This is a genomic window from Achromobacter sp. ISS7, from assembly GCF_056523125.1.
This window is the reverse complement of sequence record NZ_JAWRZD010000002.1, coordinates 120,417-143,532: the sequence shown is the minus strand read 5'-3', so window position 1 is coordinate 143,532 and position 23,116 is coordinate 120,417. Positions and strand designations below refer to the sequence as shown.

The window sequence follows — 23,116 nt, the reverse complement described above, 5'->3', positions numbered from 1 at the left end:
CCCCAAATGGACTGACGCTTGATTCTGACCAGTCGTTCTCGGCAGAGGCAAAGATGACCAAATTCATCGATCTCATCGGCAGGATTGCGGACCCAAAGGAGTGCGCATGACGCCGACTCTGCAGATCGATCTTCAGGCTGAAGAGTGGTCGGACACCGACGTGCTGCTGAGGCGCAACCGGCTGCTGCTCAGTGTGATTGTTCTTGCGTTGGCCGCCGGTGGCCTGATTCAGACATTGGTCGACGGCGTTGAGGCTCGAGCATTCGGATACTCCCTCACGCCCCTGCTTTCGCTTATGGCGCTAGTAGCGTCTGCTGTCCTGGGGGCCGTTGCGTGCTTGGTCATGCTATTTGATCGCCGCTTTCAGCCGCTGGATCGGCGGGATCGGGACCAGGCCGAGATTCTCGCCCTGATCGGACGCTCTCATGGCGCACGCCGATATAGGGCGGCATTGCAAAAGCACCGGGTGCGCCTCTACGCACTGGACCTCATCTACATGCGTCGCTTGGCGCGGGAAGAGTGGGGTGACAGCCAGCGAGACGAGGCGCCGGCGGAGGCAGATTCGACCGCATGTGGCACTGCATTCGCATGAAGCAAAACATTCTGAATATGCACGAGGCAAAAGTGACAATACCCGGACCTTCTGGTGCTATCCGTGCCATACGCGATGTCTTCAGCGTGATCTTGGCGTTCGGCAGCCTGACGATGCCAAGCATGGTGAGCGCGAATCCAGCGACCTTTGTGAGCTCGCGACCAGCCAACAGCAACGGTGCAGCCATGATTGGCACGCTCCCCGGCGACATCCCGACCGGGGCTACTGTCTTTAAGGGCTCAGTATCGGAGCTCGGCGGGGAAACCCGGACGCGCTCGTGCGCTGAAATCTACGGTACGCCCTCGGTTGGGGTGACGTATTCGGGGGGGCCGATCACAGAATATCGGTACACGCTATCTGACGGTTCCCCGTCGCCATGGAGCTATCAGAGCGGGGCCTGCCAACGCCGGCACGAGGAAACGCGAACGGCTGCGTGCCCTGGTACCCAGCAGGGAGACATCGTAGAACGCCGGACCTACACAGTCCTTGACGACGATTCAGTCACCGATGATTCTGGATGGGTGGAACTGAGCCGATCCTGCGACTTTTACAAGGTCAGCGACGGGTTCGAAGTGCAGGACGGAGCATGCCCTCAGAGTCAAACCGGCTCCATCACCATGCGTCGGACCTTCGAAAATTGGTCGGACGGCTCGAAGCGAAACTACTCTCCCTGGGTTGAGACATCGAGATCCTGCTCATACTTCCTCGTCGCGAACAAAGCTGAGACTCGCGAAGTCGAATGTCCGGTCAATCAGCGCGGCGCAATCACCCAACGACGGACGTACGAGCAATGGTCCGACGGCACGAACAAGAATTACAGCGCCTGGTCAGAAATCGGTCGAACATGCGCCTACTACTGGGTCTCGAACCAAGTGGAAGCTCGCCAGGTGGCGTGCCCAGTTAACCAAAGCGGCGCCGTCTACCAGCAGCGGACCTACGAGGTTTGGTCTGATAGCACGTACAGGAACTACGGCGCCTGGGTGGAAACTGGCCGCACGTGTGCTTACTACTTCGTGAGCACCCAATACGAGAACAGCACCCAAAGTTGCCCAGCAGGGCAGACGGGATATGTGAGCATTCAGCGCAGCTACCAGCTGTGGTCTGACGGATCTGCACGGTCGCATTCTGCCTGGTACCAAACTGGAAGCACCTGCCAGGCCGCGGTCACATGCACCTATTCCTACAACAATTACGTCACGATCTTGAACGGGCCAGGAGGAAATGGCTATTACAACTACTTCGTGAATCGTCGGCTAGTTGGCAGCTCCAAGCAAACGACGATGGGCAGTTATAGCGTCGGCGCGCTTGATCACACGGAATGGCGTGGGACCGGAGGCGACGCTGATACGTGGATCGGCGACGAGTACTTCTACCAAATCTGCGGGCCTTTCTAACGATCACGAGCAAAAGATGTATTTTTCCAAACTCAAACGCCTCACCTTCGGGTCGACAATTCTGGCCATTGTGCTTCAAGGCGCGTGGGGCCCTGCGGCGGCGAACTCGAGTTTTGTGAGTTCGCGGCCGAGCTCCGCAACTGGCGCCCCAATAGTGGGGGAGCTTCCTGGCGACGTGCCGCAAGGGGCAACCGTCCTGCGAGGGTCGATCTTGGCGGTCGACGATGAAAGTAGAGTGCGCTCTTGCATCGATGTGTATGGCGCGCCATCTGCCGGCGTGACCTACGCAGGTGGGCCGATCACGGAATCGAGATACTCGCTTCCTGATGGCACCCTCGCGGCGTGGGAGAGGACAGCGGGTCAATGCCTACGCTTGCACGAGGAGCATAGAACCGTAACGTGCCCAACAACTATGCAGGGCACCATCATCGAGCGTCGGACATTCACAGAGCATGATGACGGCAGCATTACGGCCGACACGGGATGGGTCGAACAGAGTCGATCATGCGAGTTTTACAAGGTGAGCGACGAATATGAAGAGGCGACGGCAAGTTGCCCTTCAGATCAGATGGGGGGTGTGACGCAACGTCGAACCTTCGAAATGTGGTCGGACGGCTCGACGCGGAACTTCTCGGCCTGGTCTGAGGTTGCTCGATCCTGCTCCTACTACCGCGTTTCGGTTCAGACGGAATCTCGGCAAGCTGCTTGCCCCAGCAATCAGAACGGCTCCATTACCCAACAGCGAACCTACGAGACTTGGTCAGACGGCACGATTCGCGGCGCCACCGCATGGGTCGAAACTGCGAGAACTTGCGCCTACTACCTCGTGAGCACGCAGACAGAGCAAACAACGGTTGCTTGCCCTGCCGGGCAAACAGGGTCCATCGTCCAGCAGCGCTCCTACCAACTCTGGTCTGATGGCAGCGCCCGAAACCACACGGCCTGGGCCCAGATCAGCAATTCATGCGTCACCCCTGCGCCGTCGGTCCCTCCCACTGCGGCCGGCATCTATCGGCAATGTCAATCAACCCAGAGCATGGGCGCGTGCATGGCATTGCTCGCTCAACCGGGGTACTCAATTTTTCCGGCGACTCAACAGGGGCCGTACGCGGTTGTGTTCATCTGCGCATCACCGTACGTCAACAAGACAGGCTTCTACCCCAACATGCTGTGTAGCTTGTGATTCGCAAGCCGCCCAAGATGGGCGGCTTCTTGGATCGGGCACATCTAAATTCGTAGTGTTTTTCGTCCTGAAGATGGCGTTTTCAGCCAAAAATTGAAATTTCCTTGGAAATTCAATTGCGGATTAAAAAATCAATGTTGAACCTGAACGTATAATTCTGATGAATTAAGCTGTGTTGGAGGTGTCCCTGTGAATTCGGTCGAGCAAGTCATTCTGGAAATTCGATCCCTTGGCTTGGCCGGGTTGGGGGCCATGATCGAGGCGGGGGTGCGCGGGGATGAAATCCAACCCGCCGTTCTGGACGTTGCCGAAGTCGTGATTCTTCACGACGATCCCCCAAGTGATCTGCGCGATCGCATGCAGCGGGCCATTGGCAGTTATCGGACTCGAGAGCCTGGCGCAGACAAGGCAGATCTGGCGTTGTTGGCGAGCCGCATGCTGCAGCTCAGCAAAAGCCAGGAGAACGGTAAGTCCGTGCTCTATATGCCCACTTCTTCGACCATTCATCCGGGGCTTTTCTGGTCAGCCGACGGCTGGGGGGATTTCGCGTCAGCAACGTCCTATGCTGACGTATCGCCCGATCATCCAGCGCTTCAGAGCGGTGCCCTGCCTGTCTCTCGCGGCTTGGCCATCGGGCTTGCGACGCCGCAAAGAGCAGGCGAGCAATTGATGCAGTCGGAACTGGACATGCTCAACGACGTAATGGCTCGCGCCGGCATGGTGGAAGGAGTGCAGACCATCTCGGCGACGTGCTCGGGCAGTGGTGGCGAATTGAGCGAGTGGTCTCTTGACGTTACCCCGCCGCATCTGGCTGCCCAGTTGGCTCCAGATCTGTGCGAAGCATGCGGACTCGCCTTCGATGCTGTGGTCAGCCGGCTCTTTCCCAACTTCGAAGACGAAGACGGTGGCGCCGCAACGTTCCACCTTGATGTGGCCAGGGGATCCCTCACACTGTCCCATCAATACTTCATGGAGCGGACGGCGCATGAGGCAGATGAGCGCGTGCGCATCGCAGACGTTATCGCGAGTGCTCCTTGCAACGCCGGCGTCATCGATGAGGCCCAAAAGGCCTTCGAGCATGCTCGTGGTTATGGCGCGCGCCGATTCGAGCTAGTGTATGCGGGTGCTGGCGACAACGGCGACCAGTGGGATGCGTCCTTCTACGACGACACTGAGTATGTCGACGTCCCTGACTCGCACATCCCGTCGACAAGAGATGGGATCGACGTCGTCATTCGGACTGAAGCTGCGGTTGAGCGCCTTGCAGAGCGGCTGCTCGATCAGCTCCACAGTGGATATGAGAATGGCTCAGCTGCTGGCGGTACGCTGACTATCGATCTCAGCAGCGGTGCGGCGGAATCGGCGACCATTGCTCGCTGGGGTACGGAGAGCTACAGCGACCTTTCGGTGGTTCGTTTTGCGCCACTAAGTGAACAGACTGCCATCGACACGCGGATGTCAAGACCTCGCCCGTGAGGGGCTAACGTGACATCGAACCTTGAATACGCAAATTGCGGCTCAAACAGGGACGTTCACCTTTCGCTAGCAGCTTTCCCGATGATCGGTCATCGGGAAGCGATGGCGTTGGCGAGCAGCATGTCCGTATCCGCGACCCTGGTAGAGCCACTGTGGGGTGAATTAAGCATCAATCATGTCCAGTTGGTCCCCCAGTCCAAGGGTGTACTGACCGAGGAGATTGCTGACGACCTCCGTCGCTCCTATCCAGGTACAGCCTTCCGGCTGCATGCCAATGTCAGGGTGAACGACTCGAGGGTCGAGTATGACCTTTCGAACTTTCGCCAGGAGATGGAGGAGTTTCGAACGGCCAAGCGCATCCATGACGTGCTCGGTGCAACCGCCTACTCCGCCCATGCGGGGTACAGAAGGAACGCGTCTCTTCAGGATGTCTTCGACAATGCACGGGCGGCCGCTGATCTGTTTGGGTGCGCGGTAGCGGTCGAGGGTCTTTACCCAGATCGAGGGAATCGGCAATTGCTTGCCAGCTGGAAGGAATATCGAGCCATGCTGGAGTCTCGAGTGCCCTACGCGCTCGACCTCTCGCACCTCAATATCGTGGCGACACGGTCCGGCCGCACCGAGCGAATGCTGGTCAGGGAGCTGCTCTCGAGTGAGAACTGTTTGGAGGTTCACGTAAGCGCCAACAATGGATTGGGCGATTCGCACCAGGTGTGCTCGGAAGTGTCATGGTGGTTATCAGAACTTCCGTCCGCGCATTTTCAGGCAGTAATTTTTTCAGAAGGCAATCTTCGAGCCTTCCATAAAGGTGTGACGTGATAGCAGGGGAGATCAGCATGGCTCAGACTGAAAGCGCTGCGCCGCCGGAGTTCGTGGACGATGAGTCAGAGTCCCTTGGCTCAAGGTGGGCCTACGACCCTTATGCCGGGCCAAACGACCCATTCGCATACCTCGACGGCAACCGTGAAACTTCTCCCGTGGCTATCGGAATGACGACGCTGCCCGGCGGGATGCGCTACTACAAGCTGGTCGATATTGAGGATCGCTGCATTGGCATGTCTCAGAACCTGCGTTCCCTTTCTGTTGCCGCAGAAGCAATGTTCCAACCGACCGCAGACGAGATTGATCCTCTCCCGCAACGTCCGGCGCGGCCGCGTGTGCATTGAATGGTGTTGGGGGCGTAGTTCTGTCGAAAAGGGTTGATATCACCGTGCCTTTGGCTCAGAGCGTTGGTAGGATTTGTCATCAAAATTTCTGTGCGAGATGAGATGAACGAGCCCCTAGCTGTGGTAAAGGATCACGGAACGGTTTCGCCGCCAAAGGGATGCAAACCGATCCGACTGGATCCGATTGCACAGATATATCTCGCCCTCCTGGCGAACCGCGCTGATATTGATCTGAACGAGATCGCGCGAATCACCGGCGTTGCGGGATCTGAGCTTTCATGGATCCTTGCGCAGCTCGTCCAGCAAAATGAAGTGTCGCGCAGAAAGGTGCGCCGCGGCAATGAGTCCGAGCGAGTCGAGTACCAACTTGACCGCCGGCAGAAGGAACGCGCCCGGATCTACCTCGGAGCCCAGATTCCTCCAGCCATTGCATTGCCATGGGGTGACAGACCGGCGGCATTGCTTCGCGCCTTGTTGACCAGCCCGCACGACAAGCGTAGAACGGTGGCTGAGCTTTCCGCTGAAACTGGCATTTCTGGTGCGGAGTTGGCATGGCGATTGGCCACTCTGCATCGGGACGGCGTAGTGTGCCGAGGTCGGACCACCAGTGCCGGCCACGGCTATTTTCTCGAGCCTGACCAGGCACATCGTGTGGCGACCTGGTTGTCGGCAGGAGAGGGGGCTGATGCGCCCTCTGCGGGCGGTTTTGGCGACTACAGCGATGTCTCGCGTTTGCGAGAGGCTTTGGCAGAAGCGCAGCGCACAAACGTGCGACTTGCAGCCGAACGGGATCAGCAGCAAAGCATTGCTGAAAACCTCGCGACAGATCTTCGTCAGGAGCGTGCGCGAATGCACAGCATGCTGAGCGGCGCTCATGGAAGTGATGACGAGTCATTCGTAGCAACGTCCTGCGCCGACGTGGAAAGCGCAAATGTTGGGCGGTCGCTCTTCAAAGCACAACCGGATCCAGTAGCCTTGGCCGCCAGGGAAGCCTTCTTCCGGCGTCTACTCGACCGGCCGGCGCTGGCCGACTTGGCTCAACTCAGGCACGCGCTGACCGACTATCAAACGGCCCTGGCGCTTGCTCGTGGCTCTAGCTAAGATGGTGGCTCACCCACGCCGTGCAATTCATGCGTAAACGGCGGTACCGTAAGCGGAAGGGTTCTTTCCTTCTCAGGATTATCGCCGGGCTTTTTCGCTTGGTCGTAGCAGGCCCTATGGCGCTTCGGCGTTACCTGATTGAGTTGTGCGTGGTCATATCGATGGTGTCCATAACCATGCCGGGCGCACTTGAGCGTGGCGTCATGTGGCTCAACGAAGAGTTTTCGTTTCACCTGTCCGCGGTGGACGTGAAAGGCATAGCGAACTTCGTCGGATTGTGGCGGCTGGGCGGGGTGATCGGAGCGCCGTCGGCCAAGCTTGACCAAGGTTCTGGAAAGCGGCGGGCGGCCGATCAAGTACGCAACCCGTTCATTTGAGCGAGAACGTTCAGTTTGCGCTGGGCAGGTCATCCTGCACCAGGCGGCAGAATTCCGAGATATTGCCCATCTGGCTTCGCCCTCCCTCGGAGAACAAATCTACCTCTAGGAGCTTGACTCGCGCGAGAAAAGCTCGATACACGCCAACCTGATGAAGCAAAGCCGAGCGAAGCGCCTCATCTATGAGCGTCTCTTTTTGCAAGTCAGACTCGAGCCGCTGCAGGCGCTCGAGTAGATTGTCAGCCGGGCGCTGCATGCGAGCATTTCCACCGTTGGGGTGTAGCCTGCTTAACCAGTTGCTCGCGAGTTTTCGCATTGAATGAGTCTCCCCTTGAGCGCTTACATGGCATGTGACGGGTGGCGACGGCGATAGTCGCTCAGGGCCGTGGTCAGATCAGGGTGATCGGATAGGATCTCCTCCCGGAATCTCAACTGGATCAACTTCTCTGGGAAGTCCAGCATGAGTGCTCTGGCGCTGGGGGGGAGGGGGCCGGCATAGTCCCCGGGGTGAGCCTGGGCGGACGCCTGTAGCGCCAGGCTCATCTGTCGCTGGCCAAGTAGGACGGCGATGGTCTGGGATAGCGGAAACGATCTTCCGATGGTAAACGACGCTCGATTCAACGCCGAAATGCGAATGGCGTTCCCTACGGCGATCAGAAATGCGCGAGACGTGGCGCCAGGTTTGTCGGCCGCCAAGATTTCCTGCCTGAGCCAGTCCAGCTTTGCCTTTCCGTCGGGAAGTGTTGGCGCTTGCGCGACGGCTGCGCACATTGCCCCGGCATAAATCGCCAGCATCGGATGGTCACCGCCGGCGTCGTCGTGCAGCTGGCGAAAGCAGCCCGCACAGTATGAGGCGAACTCTTCTACCGAATCCCCATCCAGGATGCTCATAAGTTGGACCACCTGTTCGGTGGCAGACAGCCCCTCTATCTCGTCAGGTCGTCGCGGAGTTGGCGGAAGTTGGGATGGTGGAGCTGTGGCGAGCATATTGGTAGAAACTGGCTTTTACGCGCGGAAGTATACGTGCAAAATCAATATAATAGAAGCTCGTCACGACAACCGCCTTTGGAGAATCAGCCGTTGACCGCAGCCGTTTCCGCCATGACCGCGCCGGAGCAGTTTCCTGGCCTCGTCGCCCTGTCCGCCGCTTTGCAGCGCTCGCTGACCGTGTTCGACCTTGAAACGACCGGCATGGCCCGCAGCTCCGGGGTCGTCGAGCTGGGTCTGCTGTTCGTAAAGCGGGACGGGCGCACTTTGCAACGAGGGGCGCGGGTGAATCCTGAAATGCCAATCACCCCGCAAGCCTCCAAGGTCCACGGCATCTATGACAAAGACGTCGAAAACTGTCACACGCTGCAGCGGTACGCGGACACGTTGCTGGACATGTTCCACAGAACAGCAGTCATCGGATTCAACTCGCGTACCTACGATATTCCGGTGCTGCAGGAGAACGGGAGACGGTATGGCATCGAACTCGACACTCCAGTCAACATCGACGTCAGGCGGCTCTGGACCAAATTCAGCGGATCGAACAAGGGCAAGCTGGTAGAGGTCGCAGAGCACTATGGCGTGGAAGCCGGCCAAGCGCATGCAGCGTTGGGTGATGTGCTGACCACAGCGCGGATTCTCGACAAGATGGTCGAGCGGCATTCGCTCGAGAAAGTCCTGGAGGTCGCGGAACTCACAACGCCGACCGGTACCACACATTGACTCTTCGAGAATCTCTATGAGTACCCCCCTTGTAGTCGAGCACGCCAAGAATTCGGATGGCCGTGATTTCGTCGTGCCAGACCTGCATGGATCCTATTCATTGCTGATGAATCGCCTTGATCAGCTGAAGTTTGATCCGAATGCCGATCGAGTCTTTTCCGTCGGTGACTTGGTCGACCGCGGTCCGGAGCCTATGAACACGCTTCGGCTCTTACGCGAGCCCTGGTTCTACGCCGTACGTGGCAACCACGATGACATGCTGCTCTCGGCGTTGGGGAAGATGGAATCCTGGGCACACTCGCCGAACGACTTTTTCTACAACGGCGGCACGTGGGCGACGCAACTGTCAAAGCCCGAAATGGATGAACTTCTCACGGACCTCGGGCCTCGTGTAGAGGCGCTGCCATACATTCGGACCGTGCTTGCCGATGACGGTTCGGCTCAGTTCCACATCGCTCACGCGGAGCTGATGGTTGCACCCGGGTCAGCGCGCGACCTTGACGGCGGCGAATCCAAAGGCCTCTTCACTGACGCTGACATCCGAGCACTCGCAGCTGGCGAGGCGCCGGCAGGCTGGGGCGGAGAGGTTCAACCGAGCCTGCCTTTGCAACTCGACCGGTTTCGGGCAACGACAACGTGGGGCCGACGCCTCATTAAGGAATGGCACCGGGCGCAAGGGGAGGGCCAGCACATCGTCCTTCCGCAGCTGGCGCCGGCAATGGTCGGCTCGGCTGAAGCGGTGATCGCAACCGACAGGCCGTATGAGCGAGGTCTGTCTCTGACCTTCGTCGGCCACACCATCGTCGAACAGGTCGGCCTGCACCGGTCGCACTTCTACATGGATCGAGGGGCATACAGGGCCGCGCGGGCGGAGCCTGATCCAGGAAGCCAACTGGAGATCGTCGACGCCGGGATCCTGATGGAGCACCTGCAACGCTACCTGCCTCGTCCGCCGGAAATGATCGCAGATCCGGGCAGACCCGATCCTGCTGCGGTGATGCCGTTACCGCGCCCCCCTTCATTCAGATTCCGTTAACGATGCCCGATCGGGCGTCTGCGCTAATTCGAGCATCCTATGTCAATTCCCATCCAGAACGTCCTGCTGTCCCAATTGAACGACTACTCGCGCCAGATCTTGAGCGCAATCCGGCCCGCCTGGCGCCTATCAATGCAAAAGGCGATAGAACGCGCCGGCGTTAAGAGCCCGTTGCCCGCGCACATGCTCGCCACTGATGCGGAGGTTGAACAAGCCTTTGCGAAGCACCGACATCGGATGAATCGCGCCCCCGGACTTCCGATCGGCAAGCTTCTGAGCGAGATCGAATCCGAGTTCGGTCCTCTGGCGAAGTGGATTGTCGTAGACGGGCCTGGAATGGCCGGAAGCTCTTGGCAACACGCTGCCGCTACACTCGAGGGCGCCGAATCCGCCATTGGCCAAGCCGAGGTTGGCATAGACCGTGCCCTTGTCCACGACTGGGAGGCGGTCGGACGCACCGCAACGACTTTGGGATTCGCAGCCAGGGCTATCAGCGGCCTTGTGGCCGCGTATGCAGCTCAGTCGCTGCCTCCCGGCTTGAGGGCGGCGAAGGTTGCGCTGCCTGGCCGAGCAGTTCTGAGTATTCAGGTCCTCGATGATGACGAGCGCGTGCTCGGCGGCTCTGACACGGATCTCGAAGGCGCCATCGCTGATGCTGTTCGATCGAGAATTGTCAGCCAGGATCCTCACGAAATCACGACGGCAGAATTCATCGACGTCACAACAGTGATCCCCGTATCAGTCGGCAGGGGGAAGACGGGCCTGGCCAAGCACGGGAAATCTCGCTTGCTTGCTACGGATGTTGAAGGTCTTTCCAAGTTGCGCGCCTTTCTATCCGAGGCATATCGGCGCACCTACGGCTTTGGGAGAGAGGCGCCGGCGGATGCTACGCCAGTTAAAGAGTGGATAGACTCATCCGTGGACACCCTGCTGGGCGAGTCCTTCGAAACTAACCACAAAACGATGTGGGTGCCGGGAGCGGGACACTTGGTCTTCTCCAAGACACCAGGCGAGATCAGCGTGGCCACGCTCGAGGCATTTCATCGCGCGTCTGTCGAGGAAGCAGTGGAGTCCGGCAAGGTTGACCCGTTTTCGTATGTCCAGAAATGCTTTGACATCGGGACTAACCTCGATCAACCGGAGCGATCGCGTCCTCGAGCAGCATGATTTCATCTAAGACTTAAGCCCCAATGAAAAGGCCCCGAGGTAATCGGGGCCTTTTCAAATTCGGCTGGGTTAGGCCGCACGAGGTCTGGGTTGTGCGGGTTGGCGTTCCTCCACACTGCTCAAGTCCGCACCAAACCTTAGGCCGACGTCAATCTCGTGGGCCACTCCCGGCGAGGCTTCACGGAAGGCACGAAAGTATTCCGCGACCCTGTTCTGGGTATCACGAGAATCCCAGGGCAGCGAATCGCGGCAGAGGTCGAGTTGCAAAACGACCTCCTCTCTCGGATCTGCAGCCAGCAACTCTCTCACAAATGTGGGATAAGTGCCATCCTCGAGAATCCATTGCACGGCTAGATCTTCCACTTCAGCATGATGGCGGAGACATTGACTGGTGGAGTTAACGCAAGAAGTTCCTACATCAAAGTCGTATCGGATCTGGCCGTCCTCCCCCACGTCGGGAGTCGAACCCAGGTGGATGGATGCTCGTCGCAGATCGGGTACCGCGGTGCAGAGCGCCATCATCCAGTCCACAACTCGGCCGGCGAGGATGAAACGCTTCGCGTTCATGGCTATTACTTCCAGTCGTTCGATCGACGGCAGTTCGTGTCCGATGGACGTATTGGCATACCCGACCAGGGATGCAGCCAATTGCGCGACGGCATGCTCCTGGTTGGTCCCCATCTCTCTGGTTAGTTTCCAATCCATCAGTACCGGCTCCTGGCGCGCGGCGCCGGCTTGTTAACGTCACGGCCGACGGAGCCCATGAGATCGCCGATGCCTCGCACTTGGTCGATGACGTTACGACGGTTGGAGATGCTTTCCCCGCGGCGGGCGTACCCCGTGCCCTTGCGAGCCATGTCCGTGCCTTTGCGCACGGTCTGTTCCACATCCCGATCGCCATAGAGGGCAGCGCCACCCCTCGCGATGCTGATCGCTGCATTGGCCCAGTCCATTCCGCCCACCTTGACAGCCTCGGCCCCATAAGCGAATCCGGTACGGGGGGCCGGCGCGGGGGAGGGCGACGACATAGGCGCCGGGACAGCAGCTGCCTCGCGGATCGCCGATACCTGGCTTTCGATGCGTCGAGCGGCGTTGGCCAAAGCCTGGTTGACCATCACTTCACGCACACCAGGGCCCTGATCGATGAGATTGTCGTACTTTGCAGCCATGCGATCCCAAGCGGCGACCTGCGCCCTCCAGTCAGCCGGGTTCTCCAAGTACGCAGCAACGCCATCCTTGAAGGGGCGACCGGTTTCGTTGGCCCAGGATTGGATCTCCGCTGATGCCACGACCGACGCGATGAGCATGCCCAGCACCGCGTCCCTGTTCTCACGCTCTCGTACGCTGTCGACCACGTGCTCGATAGTTGGGCGAAGCTGCTCAAAGTCTGCGCTTTCCATGGCTGCCGACTTGAGCTCGGCGCGGGCGACGGCATTGGCTGCAGTTTCTTGAAGCGATGGCAACACCATGACGGCATCGTCGCCGAGTTGAATCTCAGCGCGTGGCACGGGCGATTGAGCATGGACACTGGCGGTGAGCAGCAGGGCTGGCAATACCGCTTTCATAGTGTTGGCGAAGGCGCGGCCTCGCGGCTGATCGACGTTGTGAAGCGTCGCGCGGACTGCCGGAGCTTTCGCCAGGCGCGTCAGAAAGTGTCCTGCACGTTGGTGGATGTTCATTTGCGGTCACCCGGGTGGTCATTGTGGCCGTCTACGGCCTGGAACAGAGCGAATCCTGCATGTGTGCCGGAACTGGGCTCCATGAAGATGGCGAGAAGCCCGTCGGGCCGACGCAGGGCAGCTTGGATTTCGGCATCGAGGGGAGATTCGATCGAGCCGATTTGGTGCGCCTGGCCTGCGATGTCCTGCCAGCATGCGATGCCCTCTTCGAGGCGAACGGGCGTTGCCGCCAGGTCGGCGTCTTCGTGGAGAGGAGCCAATCCAGCAGGGAGCACGAGCGCGAATTGGTCTACTGAGGCGTCGCCGACACCGTCCGCGTCATCCGGCGACGGCCGGAGCGTAGCGAAGGGCTGGACATGGGGCGTCTTGAGATCGTGAAGGGCGTTCGATATCATGGAAAATGAATTCAATAAGTGATTCTGGTAGTTTAAAAGTCGATATTGGAAATGCAAAGCTACGCTCTCGCGCTTTTTCGCATCTTTGGCCTTGGTGGTCTTGCACTCGTCTTGGGATTTTCCGCCGGGCTGGCGCAGGCCGGAACGAGGGGCGCCGAGTCCGATTTTGCAGAACGATGCGCTTCGAGCCTCCCCCCCATGGAGCTGCATGTGTCCGCTCGACCAGCAGCGGTCTTGCTGTCAACGAGGCAAGACGTGCCGACGCTGACTGCGATGACCGAGGTTTCTGCGCGAGAGAAGTCGAAGGCCCTTATGAACGGCGAGACCCCCATTACGGTCGGCCTTACGGAGTCGCGCTTTTTCTACCAAAGTGCGGTGCGTACAGCATCGATGCGGGATCCCGCTAGCGGCCTGCAGTGCGCGAGGATCGGCGCGGAGATGGTGATCGTGACTGGGCCACAAACAGTCCATGTTGCACGAGAGCTTCGCAAAGGCTCATGTGCGTTTGACGAAGTTCTGCAGCATGAGATGCGACACGTACAAGCCAATCAGGCGATCGCCAGGGATGTCGCCACCCGAGCGGAGCAGCGATTCCGCGCCCACTATGCCGAAGAGGTCATGATTGGCACTTCCGAGGAGCTGATGGCTCGTTTTAAGCAGATCATTGCTGACGAGTGGATTCCCGAGATGGAGCAGATGGCTAGAGAGGCTTCCCGTGTACATGACGGCATTGATACCCCGGAGGAATATCAGCGAATTCGGGGTGTATGCGGGGGCGAAGTTGCGGCAGCGATCAACGGCCGGCGTCAGTAAGTTGGTCTGTGCAACAAGGCATCGCCTTTCCGCCTAAATGCCGCAATTGCAAGACTTTTGCGCGCCAATGGGGAGAAGGCATTGGCCTAAAATTCACCTTTCGCTTCGAAGGCGTTCGAAGCCAGGGGCATGAACCTCTGGTGCGCTAACGCACATTGATTCGACAACCGAGACCATGACATTGCAAAGCTATCTTTACGCCTATCACGGCGGCCGTCGCTGGGAGGGTGGCGCGGCAGAGATCCGGCCTTGCCGGCCAGGTCGATACGAATGCGGGCCGGGCGTTTACTTGACCACCGGCTATTCGACAGCTCAGAAATACGCGAAGGGCGGGGGCGTCGTGCAGATGGTGGCCATCCCCGCGGACGTCAACTGGCTCGAGGACGCACTTATCAGCCTGGCTGAGGCTGAAGCATTCGTATCCAGTCGAGCTCGCATGAGAAATCGCGATCGTGTCATTGAGGATCTTCGTCGTGTTGCGGATCGCCGGCCGGCGGCCGACGGCATGTTGCCCGCCGAGGTGCTCCGGAATTTGAGTGTGAATCATGACACTCTGGGGGCGGACCACGGGCCGGCGCTGGCGGCATGGTTCGCCGATCGGGGCATTCAGGCATCGCTCAGTCGGCAAAATGGTCAGGAAGATTGGCTTGTGATCTTCGAGCCTCGGATCATGATCGCATCGGTGCTCCAACCAGGCGAAGTGGATCATTCGAATCCTGACCTCCCCCCGATACGTGATCAGCTTGCAGATATCCGCCGTCCTATCGCAAGGCCGAGACCCTAATGCAGGCCGTCGCGTATCACGTGACGACGTCGTCGAGTTTGGCGTCGATTCTGCAGGAAGGTATTCGCCCTGCTATCGGCCCTCGCTCAGAATTGCTGGGAGAGAAACAGGCGGCTTGTTACTTCTTCGCGTCGGCCGATGCGTGCGAGGATGGCCTGTCCAATTGGCTTGGCGAGTACCTGAAGGACGAGGAACTGCACATTTTGCGGGTGGATCTGTCGGGCTTGCAGATTGATGATGCTCTCAGCTGGGAGATCAGTTGCTACGCACATGTGCCCGCTACCCGAATTGTTGAGGTGATGAGCGAGAGCGAGTTCGAGGACCACCTTGCGCAGGCCGGGCGATTGATAGTGGAGCCCGGATCGCGTCAGGTGTAAGGCGCCTTCTAGGCAGGAGGCGTGTTCGCTACGAGCAACTCCGCATCTTGGTAGAGACGAGTCGAGGCAGGTAATGTGGACAGGTCCAGATTCGTGGGCGTACCTGTCACGAGGAAGAGCAGAAAGTTAGCCGCGGCCGTGATCCTCGATTGCACGTCGCGATCCGCGAGCGGTTTGGTGTAGCAGACCCTGAATCCAAAGCCGCGCCCGCGCATGAACACGGTCTTCACCGCTTCCAATGCAGGTCCCTCTGCCTGCAGCGCATAGCCTCGAGCGAGGTCAAGGACTTGTTGTTCAATATTTTCCATCTTGGCTCCTTTCAGCCGTCAAATGAGACCTGGGCGGCAAGGCCCAAGAACTGACGCAGCAGTTCATAGTCGAAGTGGTACTCGTCCGTCGAAACACCTGTGGCAACCAGTACGTGAGAGAGATGCGGACCCAGGATGCGGATGTTCTCGGCCGTCATGCCACTGGCGATAGCCAATTTGCGTCCTGTGGCTTCGCTCATCGCCTTCACCTTGGCCAGCGGAGCGGCAACGCCAGTTGCGGTGCCGCTTGTAGTTGGCAGGTAGCCTGCGCTCAAGGCGAGGCGCGCGGCCAGTGGGGGATCCTCGTCCGCATCTTGGTATTTGAATGCCACTGATGCGAAGACGCGAAGGGCGGGGTGATCTTGCGCCAATTCGACCAGACGCTTGTCTCGCACGCCGCGGGAATCGACGCCGGGCCGATCTGTCCACATCCCGTCAAGGCCTAACCGCAAGAGCGCGCTAAAGCTCTCGACAGCAGACAGCCCTAGATGATTGACCCCCACGAATTTCTCTGGGTGACGCGCTTTGATGTCGCATGCAAGCGGCGCCAGTAAGGCATCATGCTGGTTGTGGGAAATAAGAAAGATGCCCGGTGCGCCAGCGTCGAAAGCCAACTCGCTCTGAACGAAGGCCTGTGTTCGATCCCCGTAATGCACAACGGGGTACACCAGCAGCGGGCGTTTTGTGCTCGTCATGACTTTCCTCAGGCGCGGCCTGCCCACACCGGTGGCCGATAGAACCCCGGTGCATCTTGGAACGAGTACGAGGCACCTTGCACGTACTCGACCATTTTTTCCGTGGTCACCCACCGACGGCCCAACTCTTCACATGCCAGAGCGGTTTTGAGCGAACCGCCCATGGGGTCTGCCACCGGCTGGCCACGCTCCGAGAGAAATTCGACCAAGAATCGGGTTAAACCGTAGGACATGGTCGCACCGTGAGGCCGGATGCCTCGGCGCTGGCACTCGGCGCGATAGGCCCGGTCTTGCGCCGAAATATGCGGAAATTCCAAGACGTTGCGAGGGATGCGGCCAGCCGTCTGCCGGCCATAGCTGCCCGGACGGATCCGATATGCGCCATCAGAGTTATCAGCCGTGCGCCGCTCACCACCGCGCGCCATTAGCTTGAGATGCTGAGGGGTATGCGGCATCAACACGCGTTGATTGTTCGACTGCAGTTTCAACGGGTTGTTCGTCATGACAATGACCGGCTCGTAGCCAGCATTAAGTTGAACGCGCCGTTTGCTCGCCCAAGCGATTGGACCTGGCGGCTTTTGGGGGTTTTTCCACACCAGTCGATCGACCAGGCTCAGCCCGAAACGATCTTCAAGTGCGATTACAAGGCGCTCGAGGTAGGTCGACCGAGCAGGCGTTCCTGGTACGAAGATATCGTTACTGACATTCAGAGCCAGCGAGGCGCCGTCCGCCATGAGCTTGATTACCGGCTCGAGTACTTCGCAGATCCAATCTACATACTCCGCCTGCGAAGGATTACCGTAAGCTCGGGGCTGGGCGATCGGATAGGGAGGGCTGGCCGCCTTTTGTGAGAAAGTTATTAGGGGAAAATAGACGGGTAGCAAGATAATCAGCCAATACAGCAATTAATTGGGGCATGCATGAAGAACTTAGATCAGATGAGAAAAAAGATCGACTCAACGCTCGCACCCAAGCAGCCACCATCAGACCCTTTTCTTCTGCCTGTCAATAACGTCTCGAGAAAATCAGGCATATCGGTCGTCGACCTCCGATTCCTCAGGGACTGGCTTGGACCTGCCTCCAATAACTTTCTCGAAGCCATCCGCCTCAACGGACGCCGATACATCGCTGCTCAGACGACCTACTCATCTCGCCGTGTACTGCAAATATGGGCGGAAATATCCGCAAGTAGAAACTGGGCTACACCCAGCTTCGAGATGGAAGAAAAAGAGCTACGCCAACAGTTGTCCCGCTTGCGAGAGGCGTTTTTCTCCAATGAGGTGCAAGCAGGAAAAGCACTAACGACGACAGGTAATCATTGGAGCCAGTTCACGCGGTTACTTGATGACTTGGTAGCCACGGGGGCATTGCCTCCCATCGCGCGTACCGATTCCAGCTTTGCTTCACCAAGCGTCAAGCTTCTCCTGGCTGACCGTTCTATTGCAGCTAGGTCACCTGCAGTAGTATCAACCGCGCCTCGCAACCTGAACATTGCAGGAGACTCATTCAACGATGACCTTCTCGAACCGATCTCAATCCTAGCTTCTGATGACGAATATCTTGAGGAGTACCAGCAACGCCTCGAACACGCGATTGAAACGATCAGAGCTTGTGCTCTCAACGACTTCGAAAAGCTCGAAAGTCAGTACCGGGAAGGTAAAGAATTGATCTCCCAGTTTGATCCTAGCCTACTTGTGAAATTCAAAAGTACGGAGCGTTTTCGCTTCATTGATCAAGCGACTGGAAAGAGCCTTGTAAAAAGGGAGGATGGGCACCCCGATCTATTGAAGACACTTTTAGGCATAGTGGTATATGACATGGGAGGGATACCCCAGCCGCGCTTCTTCTATAGTGGCAAGCGCGACAAACGCAATACGCAGGGTGCTTGGCCCTATTGGTATTACGTCCAACGCTATAACAAAAACAAACTCCTTCCCTATCTTGGCATCATGAGCTCGGAATCAGCTGGAATTTGCATGCTTATGCTCATGCTAGAACATCCTAAGTTCAATGCGACCTCAATGTACCGTGCCAGGATTACTCGAGACAAAAGCGGGCAAAGCTGCATCACAACCTCAGGCCTCAGCAAGGAAGGTTCGCTAAGATTCACAGTCACAAAACCTCGCTCGGCAGAGGAAAAATCAGAAGAGCTAAGCGATCTGGCCAAGCGTGTACTAAGCCGTGTGATCGAGTGGACTTATCCGGTGCGCGATGCACTGCGTAATACAGGGAGAAACGAGGAAGCAGCCATGCTATGGGTAGGTATGAGCAGTCTGAATTACAGCTTAACTCACTTCTCAGAGAAGACCATGTTCGGCTCGATAAGTGGCAACACACAGTGGCGGTCATACGGAAAAAAAGCGAATTCAGCGAGGGCCACTGCCTTTCTTGATCGCCACCCAGAACTGATGCCTTGGGCTGAGAAAATTACGTTCAAATCCATTCGCGTGAATCTTGGCGTCCTAGTTTACTTGCAGTCTGGTGGAGACCTGGTGACAACAGCTAGGGCATTCGGCCATAAAAATGTAGCTACAACAATTCGACACTACATTCCGGAAGCACTGAGGATCGCAGTTTACGAGCGACAGATCCGAAGGCATCAAAACCGTCTATTGGCGAATGCAGTCGAATCAGAACAGGATCGCCTCCAAGTGATGGATTTTAAAACAATTGAGGAGCTCCATCTTTTCCTAGCCTCTCTTCGGCAGGGCACACTCAACTCATCTGAACCTCAGCTGAAACACACTCGCCAATCAAGAAAGGCAGGTTCTCGATTGATCATCTGCGACGATCCCAATGCGCTCGCCGTCGCCATGATCTATCGCGAACAATTAAAGACAGCAACACCGAGGTTCCTGGATTCTCCCGACCGCATCACAGGCGTTAAACCCCGTTTTTGGTGCAAATTCATCGACGCTGTGGTTGAACCACTTCCGCTAGCGATGTCTCCGATCGCCGCTTTAGTTCGCAAAGCTAGCAAGCAAAAGGCTCACCTTGAGTCCAGTATCCGGCTACCGGAGATCTGGTAATGAACAGTCAATTACCACAGCACATCTTGGAGTTCTTCGAGAAGACGAGCAAGCCTGTTGATGACAGCTACCTTCCCGGTTGGCTGATATCACCTTTTTCAGCTCCGCTGTGGCGGGTAGATACCCGCGCCGGAGACATAAGGAAAGTGAAGGGAAGGATTAAAGGAGGCGTCGAACTAAACTGGACACGAAGGTTTCCTGGGGCACGGTTTACAGAGAACGTGTATGCCGTTCCATTGAAGCAAGCCAAATTAATACTTATTGCTGGTATCGACTGCTGTTCGACGGGGCCTGGCCTATCGCCACTCTCGATTAGCTTCTGGCACCGATTCTTAATGTTGTTTGCCGAACACTTAGCCGTTAAATATGGTAGTAGATTTCGGGAATTGGGATTTCATGTTTCGGGCTTGGATGATGTCACCGATTTTCTAGCTGCAAGTAGCGCCGCAGGTGTCGCTGGAACAGGCCTTTACATTGAACGATGGCAACGATTTTTGTCCGACAACTGTGGCGAGGTGGCGCCTACAAGTGATGCAGTCCAATCCTTCCTTAGCGCAGCGGGGGCATACAATCAGCGGGGAAAACTCAAATCCGATTACGTAGCTGACGCCATCGAGATCGACCCTATTCGTGTGAGACTTTCAAGCCATATGCGAGAATACCTCTTACTCCACGATCAAAACAGGTCAGAGAAAGGCTCTTCGAAAACACTAATTGGAGCCCCCTCTGCAAGCGAAATAGTCAGCTTTGTGACACTCAGCGAGATCATGCGTAACAGTGTAGACAGTCTTGCCAATTGTGAGCTTTCCGACGTTCGTGGGGTCGTTGAAAGATGCAAACAATTCAAAGGACGTATAAACCAAAGAACAAGAACACTACCACCGTCGGTTGGCAATAAACTAGTGCACGGGTGTTGCAAGTGGATGATCGAGACCGCGCAAGAGCTGGAAGCATTCACGGCCAAAATGTGCACAGCGGCAGGAGACCTCTTAGCGTTATTTTCCGATCAGGGGCCGATGCGTCGGCTCTGGGAAGCAGAACAAAGAGCACCTCTGCCAATCGCGTTGCACCCCATCAGAGAACTCGGCCCCAAGGTTAATCGGGCTCTTGCCGGAGATGCTTCTAAGCACTCCGTCAAATACCCGATCTGTCTGATGGCCATTCGGCTTCATGTTGCCATTTGCTTCTCGACTATCGCCTTGCTGTCCTGCAGCAGGCGTGGTGAAGTGCTCGAGTTGGAGAAGGGTTCGGTGTCGTCTCGACGTGATCGCAGCTATCTGTCGATCAAACTGCGGAAACGAGGTCTACATGGAGTCCGACTATCTGTGAACAAACCTGTTCCGCACCTTGTGGCTCAGTGCGTAGACTCGCTCTCACGAATTAAACAGAGCTTGGCCACGGTCTTCCGTGATGACGATCCTCTCTCCACGAACAGAATCTTTTTCAAAGCTAACGCGAGAGGGCTTTCCCCTCTTACGAAAGATGATATTGCCCCGGGGCTGTCAGCAATCAGCATGCTCTTCGGTTTGGTGGACAATGACGGTGAAGACTGGAACCTTAAACCCCACCAGTTGCGGCGCTACTTTGCCATGACATTTTTCCACTCAGGAGGGGCTGAAGATGTCTTGCCAGCGCTTGCCTGGTTTATGGGCCATGAAAATATTTCGTCAGTCTGGCGTTACGTCCGGGAGGAATTGACTGGTCACGAAATTTCTGAGGCGGAGGCAGCGATGGCTACAGCTGCCTTGTTTTCAACTAATGAGAGTGAAGGCGTCGCTCGCCTGCGAAGCATCCTGCTCGAGCACTTTGGCTGCGACGACATGAGTGTGATGAATGAATCTGACACTCAGGATTATCTGGAAATGCTTGCCGAGCGCGGCGCATTCACCGCCCAACCTATTCAGCTGCGTGCTGGGCATCGTCTAGTCTATACGATTCTAATCACTATAACAGGGGCACCCACATGCCACGATTGACTAAAGGCCAGATAGCCGCCGGGATTCAGCTCCGACGCGACCGCTCAGAAAGTAGCGTCAATGCGCGGATTGTTGTGCTCAGAAATCTCCTAGATTCACAGGAGCCGTCATCAGAAGCTATTATTTCATTCAAAAATCTCCAACGACTGGCCTTATGGGAGGATCATAAGCGAGGGATCACCCCCCTTTCCACTAAGACGCTTCGGAAGCACTTGGACGCACTCTACGAAGGTGGCTCACTCCGCTTTCGCAAAGACATGGCACAGTTGCTTGAACGAAAACGAGCCGCCACGGTCGCGATCGTATCGGTTAATGAAACAGAGCAACAACGGAAAGAGCGGTTTTCCACAGATGCAGCAATGGAAATGACTGCGCGATACCTTGATTTGCTAGAGCGTCTCAAAAAGCTATCGACTACATCCGAAGCTGCCGAGACCGAACTCCTAAGGCATCAGCGCAGATATAGCGGAGGCGGAGCGATTTTGCGCGTGGTTAGAAATGAGTCATGAACAACAACTTTGGCTGGCCACCTCGCCGCAATTCCGTTTGCCTGGATTTCCATCACAGGGGAGCGAAGGTCGTTGGACCGCCCCGGGGCTCAGGATGCTGTTTTGGCCATCAGGAAGAGTTTGCTGGGAAGCAAATACTTATTTGATCTGGATGCGTAGGCAGGGACGTCAGACGTCATCAATCAACACCTACGCCAGCGAAATTAGTCTGTTTATTCGATTTCTGGCTGAAACCAATATTCTGTTTTTAGAGGTATGCGACGAAATCCTCATAGACTTCGCTGATTGGTTGCTGAAACGAAATAAGAGCTCTGGCAGGCACATCAATCGCGTCCTGCTGCGCGCCATTGATATGCTGAATTGGCTACAACACCTTCTCATGGGAAACAGGTTAGTAGACGAGGTGGGCCGCAGCGCCCAAATAGGAGTGACGATTACCCATATCAAGAAAGACGGATTCTTGCGCAGATCAGTCCGACACGCAGCCATGGTGTCTTCCGAGCCCAGGCGCGTGGTACGCCCTGCCTCACTCGATGTGCTTAATTGCCTGATAGCCGCCTGTGATGAATCCGCTCAATCCTCGTTTTGCGTCTCTCGCAATCGCGCCCTCGTGGTCCTGCTAGCGGACTCAGGTATCCGGCGAGAAGAAATCACCTGGGTTAAATGTGCCGATATTGACAAAGCACGTCAAGAGGGAGGACGGCTTGAAATTAGGACCTCCAAAAGAAAGGGAAATCCTAAACGGGTGGTGCCTGTACCAGAGGAAACCCTACAGCACCTCTCCAGCTACCTGGAAGTACATCGGGCTATTCAGGTCAGACGGCTTAAACGCAGTAATCGGCTATTCAAGGATGAGGGTTGGGCCTTTTGCACTCGAACTGGTAGCCAGATAGCTCCGGAGACCGTGACGCAATTGTTTGGAGATTTAAGGGCACTAGCAGGGATTCCCGAGCGCGCAACCGCGCACATGCTGCGCCATCGATACATCACCCTACAGGTAGTTCATAGGCTAAAGCAACTTCGTAGCAACCACTCAATTGGTGTAGAAGCCATAAGTACAATTTTGTCACGAGTCTCTTCGCTGTCAGGGCACGCAAGGCTATCCAGTCTGTGGGCGTACGTAGATTGGGCATATGATGAGATGGCAACCGGCACTACTTCTCCACAGCAGATCGACGAAGCACTGACCAGCGTGCATGAGGTGATTGCCAAACTTGAAGCGGACGAGAACCCGGAGATCTTGAAGTCGCTCAAAGAAATAGAAGCTATCTTGCGAAGCATAGATGTTTCCATGGTCGCTGTGCAGAGTGTAACGGCCCATTCGTTTCGCACATCAAAATAATGTGGTC

At 56.9% G+C, this 23,116-nt stretch carries 26 protein-coding genes; 18 read left to right on the top strand and 8 right to left on the bottom strand.

The features are described from left to right. Nucleotides 1–106 precede the first annotated feature (106 nt). The 8 genes from AC1HFW_RS32255 (at nt 107) to AC1HFW_RS32220 (ending at nt 7,289) form a co-directional block, all read left to right on the top strand. The gene (locus AC1HFW_RS32255) at nt 107–592 is read left to right on the top strand and encodes a hypothetical protein (protein ID WP_054433603.1); all 486 of its coding nucleotides are present in this window, start codon (nt 107–109) and stop codon (nt 590–592) included. Beyond that, a complete protein-coding gene (locus AC1HFW_RS32250) occupies nt 589–1,986 on the top strand; it encodes a hypothetical protein (RefSeq protein ID WP_479286775.1) in 1,398 nt (465 codons plus the stop codon). The genes AC1HFW_RS32255 and AC1HFW_RS32250 overlap by 4 nt, the downstream gene beginning before the upstream one ends. A 412-nt stretch (nt 1,987–2,398) precedes the next feature. After that, a complete protein-coding gene (locus AC1HFW_RS32245; protein WP_156350449.1) occupies nt 2,399–3,169 on the top strand; it encodes a hypothetical protein in 771 nt (256 codons plus the stop codon). Nucleotides 3,170–3,358: 189 nt separating this feature from the next. Continuing rightward, nucleotides 3,359–4,645, top strand: coding sequence for a hypothetical protein (locus AC1HFW_RS32240; RefSeq protein WP_479286772.1), 1,287 nt, complete (start codon nt 3,359–3,361; stop codon nt 4,643–4,645). Between the two features lie 120 nt (nt 4,646–4,765). Then, entirely contained in the window at nt 4,766–5,464 is a 699-nt protein-coding gene (locus tag AC1HFW_RS32235) for a hypothetical protein (RefSeq protein ID WP_156350453.1), read from the top strand. Nucleotides 5,465–5,481: 17 nt separating this feature from the next. Further along, the gene (locus AC1HFW_RS32230) at nt 5,482–5,811 is read left to right on the top strand and encodes a hypothetical protein (protein ID WP_156350455.1); all 330 of its coding nucleotides are present in this window, start codon (nt 5,482–5,484) and stop codon (nt 5,809–5,811) included. A gap of 102 nt (nt 5,812–5,913) precedes the next feature. Beyond that, a complete protein-coding gene (locus AC1HFW_RS32225; RefSeq protein ID WP_479286770.1) occupies nt 5,914–6,912 on the top strand; it encodes a hypothetical protein in 999 nt (332 codons plus the stop codon). A 116-nt stretch (nt 6,913–7,028) separates the two neighbouring features. Continuing rightward, a complete protein-coding gene (locus tag AC1HFW_RS32220; RefSeq protein WP_479286769.1) occupies nt 7,029–7,289 on the top strand; it encodes a hypothetical protein in 261 nt (86 codons plus the stop codon). 10 nt (nt 7,290–7,299) lie between these two features. On the opposite strand, the gene AC1HFW_RS32215 is transcribed toward AC1HFW_RS32220, so the two are convergent. Both AC1HFW_RS32215 and AC1HFW_RS32210 read right to left on the bottom strand, forming a co-directional pair. Continuing rightward, nucleotides 7,300–7,545, bottom strand: a complete 246-nt coding sequence (locus AC1HFW_RS32215) for a hypothetical protein (RefSeq protein WP_054433608.1) — start codon at nt 7,543–7,545, stop codon at nt 7,300–7,302. A gap of 83 nt (nt 7,546–7,628) precedes the next feature. Continuing rightward, nucleotides 7,629–8,180 (bottom strand): hypothetical protein, encoded by a 552-nt coding sequence (locus tag AC1HFW_RS32210; protein WP_457987310.1) that lies wholly within the window; start codon nt 8,178–8,180, stop codon nt 7,629–7,631. A 189-nt stretch (nt 8,181–8,369) separates the two neighbouring features. Between AC1HFW_RS32210 and AC1HFW_RS32205 the strand changes: the two genes are divergently transcribed. Genes AC1HFW_RS32205 through AC1HFW_RS32195 form a run of 3 tightly spaced genes read left to right on the top strand, consistent with a single transcriptional unit; the run spans nt 8,370 to nt 11,202 of the window. Further along, the gene (locus AC1HFW_RS32205; protein WP_479286767.1) at nt 8,370–8,999 is read left to right on the top strand and encodes a 3'-5' exonuclease; all 630 of its coding nucleotides are present in this window, start codon (nt 8,370–8,372) and stop codon (nt 8,997–8,999) included. A 16-nt stretch (nt 9,000–9,015) separates the two neighbouring features. Beyond that, the gene (locus tag AC1HFW_RS32200; RefSeq protein WP_479286765.1) at nt 9,016–10,035 is read left to right on the top strand and encodes a metallophosphoesterase; all 1,020 of its coding nucleotides are present in this window, start codon (nt 9,016–9,018) and stop codon (nt 10,033–10,035) included. A 39-nt stretch (nt 10,036–10,074) separates the two neighbouring features. Then, nucleotides 10,075–11,202, top strand: coding sequence for a hypothetical protein (locus AC1HFW_RS32195; protein ID WP_479286764.1), 1,128 nt, complete (start codon nt 10,075–10,077; stop codon nt 11,200–11,202). Nucleotides 11,203–11,271: 69 nt separating this feature from the next. Here the strand turns inward: AC1HFW_RS32195 and AC1HFW_RS32190 are convergent, their stop codons facing one another. From AC1HFW_RS32190 to AC1HFW_RS32180, 3 genes are read right to left on the bottom strand one after another with little or no spacing between them, the layout of a single operon-like run. Further along, nucleotides 11,272–11,907, bottom strand: coding sequence for a hypothetical protein (locus AC1HFW_RS32190; protein ID WP_479286762.1), 636 nt, complete (start codon nt 11,905–11,907; stop codon nt 11,272–11,274). Continuing rightward, nucleotides 11,907–12,881 (bottom strand): hypothetical protein, encoded by a 975-nt coding sequence (locus tag AC1HFW_RS32185; protein ID WP_479286760.1) that lies wholly within the window; start codon nt 12,879–12,881, stop codon nt 11,907–11,909. Before AC1HFW_RS32185 ends, AC1HFW_RS32190 begins: the two co-directional genes overlap by 1 nt. Further along, the gene (locus AC1HFW_RS32180; protein WP_479286759.1) at nt 12,878–13,486 is read right to left on the bottom strand and encodes a hypothetical protein; all 609 of its coding nucleotides are present in this window, start codon (nt 13,484–13,486) and stop codon (nt 12,878–12,880) included. Before AC1HFW_RS32180 ends, AC1HFW_RS32185 begins: the two co-directional genes overlap by 4 nt. Nucleotides 13,487–13,531: 45 nt before the next feature. Here AC1HFW_RS32180 and AC1HFW_RS32175 point away from each other — a divergent pair, with 45 nt between their 5' ends. The 3 genes from AC1HFW_RS32175 (at nt 13,532) to AC1HFW_RS32165 (ending at nt 15,250) form a co-directional block, all read left to right on the top strand. Further along, nucleotides 13,532–14,089 carry a hypothetical protein gene (locus AC1HFW_RS32175; protein WP_479286757.1) on the top strand — a complete coding sequence of 186 codons (558 nt, stop codon included), beginning with the start codon at nt 13,532–13,534 and terminating at the stop codon, nt 14,087–14,089. Nucleotides 14,090–14,264: 175 nt separating this feature from the next. Continuing rightward, a complete protein-coding gene (locus AC1HFW_RS32170) occupies nt 14,265–14,873 on the top strand; it encodes a hypothetical protein (RefSeq protein ID WP_479286755.1) in 609 nt (202 codons plus the stop codon). Beyond that, a complete protein-coding gene (locus tag AC1HFW_RS32165) occupies nt 14,873–15,250 on the top strand; it encodes a hypothetical protein (RefSeq protein ID WP_479286754.1) in 378 nt (125 codons plus the stop codon). The genes AC1HFW_RS32170 and AC1HFW_RS32165 overlap by 1 nt, the downstream gene beginning before the upstream one ends. An 8-nt stretch (nt 15,251–15,258) precedes the next feature. Here AC1HFW_RS32165 and AC1HFW_RS32160 read toward each other — a convergent pair whose 3' ends face one another. The 3 genes from AC1HFW_RS32160 to AC1HFW_RS32150 are packed head-to-tail and all read right to left on the bottom strand — an operon-like array spanning nt 15,259 to nt 17,158. Next, entirely contained in the window at nt 15,259–15,558 is a 300-nt protein-coding gene (locus AC1HFW_RS32160; RefSeq protein ID WP_479286753.1) for a hypothetical protein, read from the bottom strand. Nucleotides 15,559–15,569: 11 nt separating this feature from the next. Continuing rightward, nucleotides 15,570–16,253: a hypothetical protein gene (locus tag AC1HFW_RS32155; protein ID WP_479286752.1), complete on the bottom strand. Its 684-nt coding sequence runs from the start codon at nt 16,251–16,253 to the stop codon at nt 15,570–15,572. Between the two features lie 8 nt (nt 16,254–16,261). Next, a complete protein-coding gene (locus tag AC1HFW_RS32150; protein WP_479286750.1) occupies nt 16,262–17,158 on the bottom strand; it encodes a DNA methyltransferase in 897 nt (298 codons plus the stop codon). A 15-nt stretch (nt 17,159–17,173) separates the two neighbouring features. On the opposite strand from AC1HFW_RS32150, the gene AC1HFW_RS32145 reads away from it, so the two are divergent. The 4 genes from AC1HFW_RS32145 to AC1HFW_RS32130 are packed head-to-tail and all read left to right on the top strand — an operon-like array spanning nt 17,174 to nt 23,109. Continuing rightward, nucleotides 17,174–19,282, top strand: coding sequence for a hypothetical protein (locus tag AC1HFW_RS32145; protein WP_479286748.1), 2,109 nt, complete (start codon nt 17,174–17,176; stop codon nt 19,280–19,282). After that, complete coding sequence (locus tag AC1HFW_RS32140) at nt 19,282–21,258, top strand: hypothetical protein (protein ID WP_479286746.1); 1,977 nt, start codon at nt 19,282–19,284, stop codon at nt 21,256–21,258. Before AC1HFW_RS32145 ends, AC1HFW_RS32140 begins: the two co-directional genes overlap by 1 nt. Further along, nucleotides 21,246–21,767 carry a hypothetical protein gene (locus tag AC1HFW_RS32135; protein WP_479286745.1) on the top strand — a complete coding sequence of 174 codons (522 nt, stop codon included), beginning with the start codon at nt 21,246–21,248 and terminating at the stop codon, nt 21,765–21,767. The genes AC1HFW_RS32140 and AC1HFW_RS32135 overlap by 13 nt, the downstream gene beginning before the upstream one ends. Then, nucleotides 21,757–23,109 carry a tyrosine-type recombinase/integrase gene (locus AC1HFW_RS32130; RefSeq protein ID WP_479286744.1) on the top strand — a complete coding sequence of 451 codons (1,353 nt, stop codon included), beginning with the start codon at nt 21,757–21,759 and terminating at the stop codon, nt 23,107–23,109. The genes AC1HFW_RS32135 and AC1HFW_RS32130 overlap by 11 nt, the downstream gene beginning before the upstream one ends. Nucleotides 23,110–23,116: the final 7 nt, after the last annotated feature.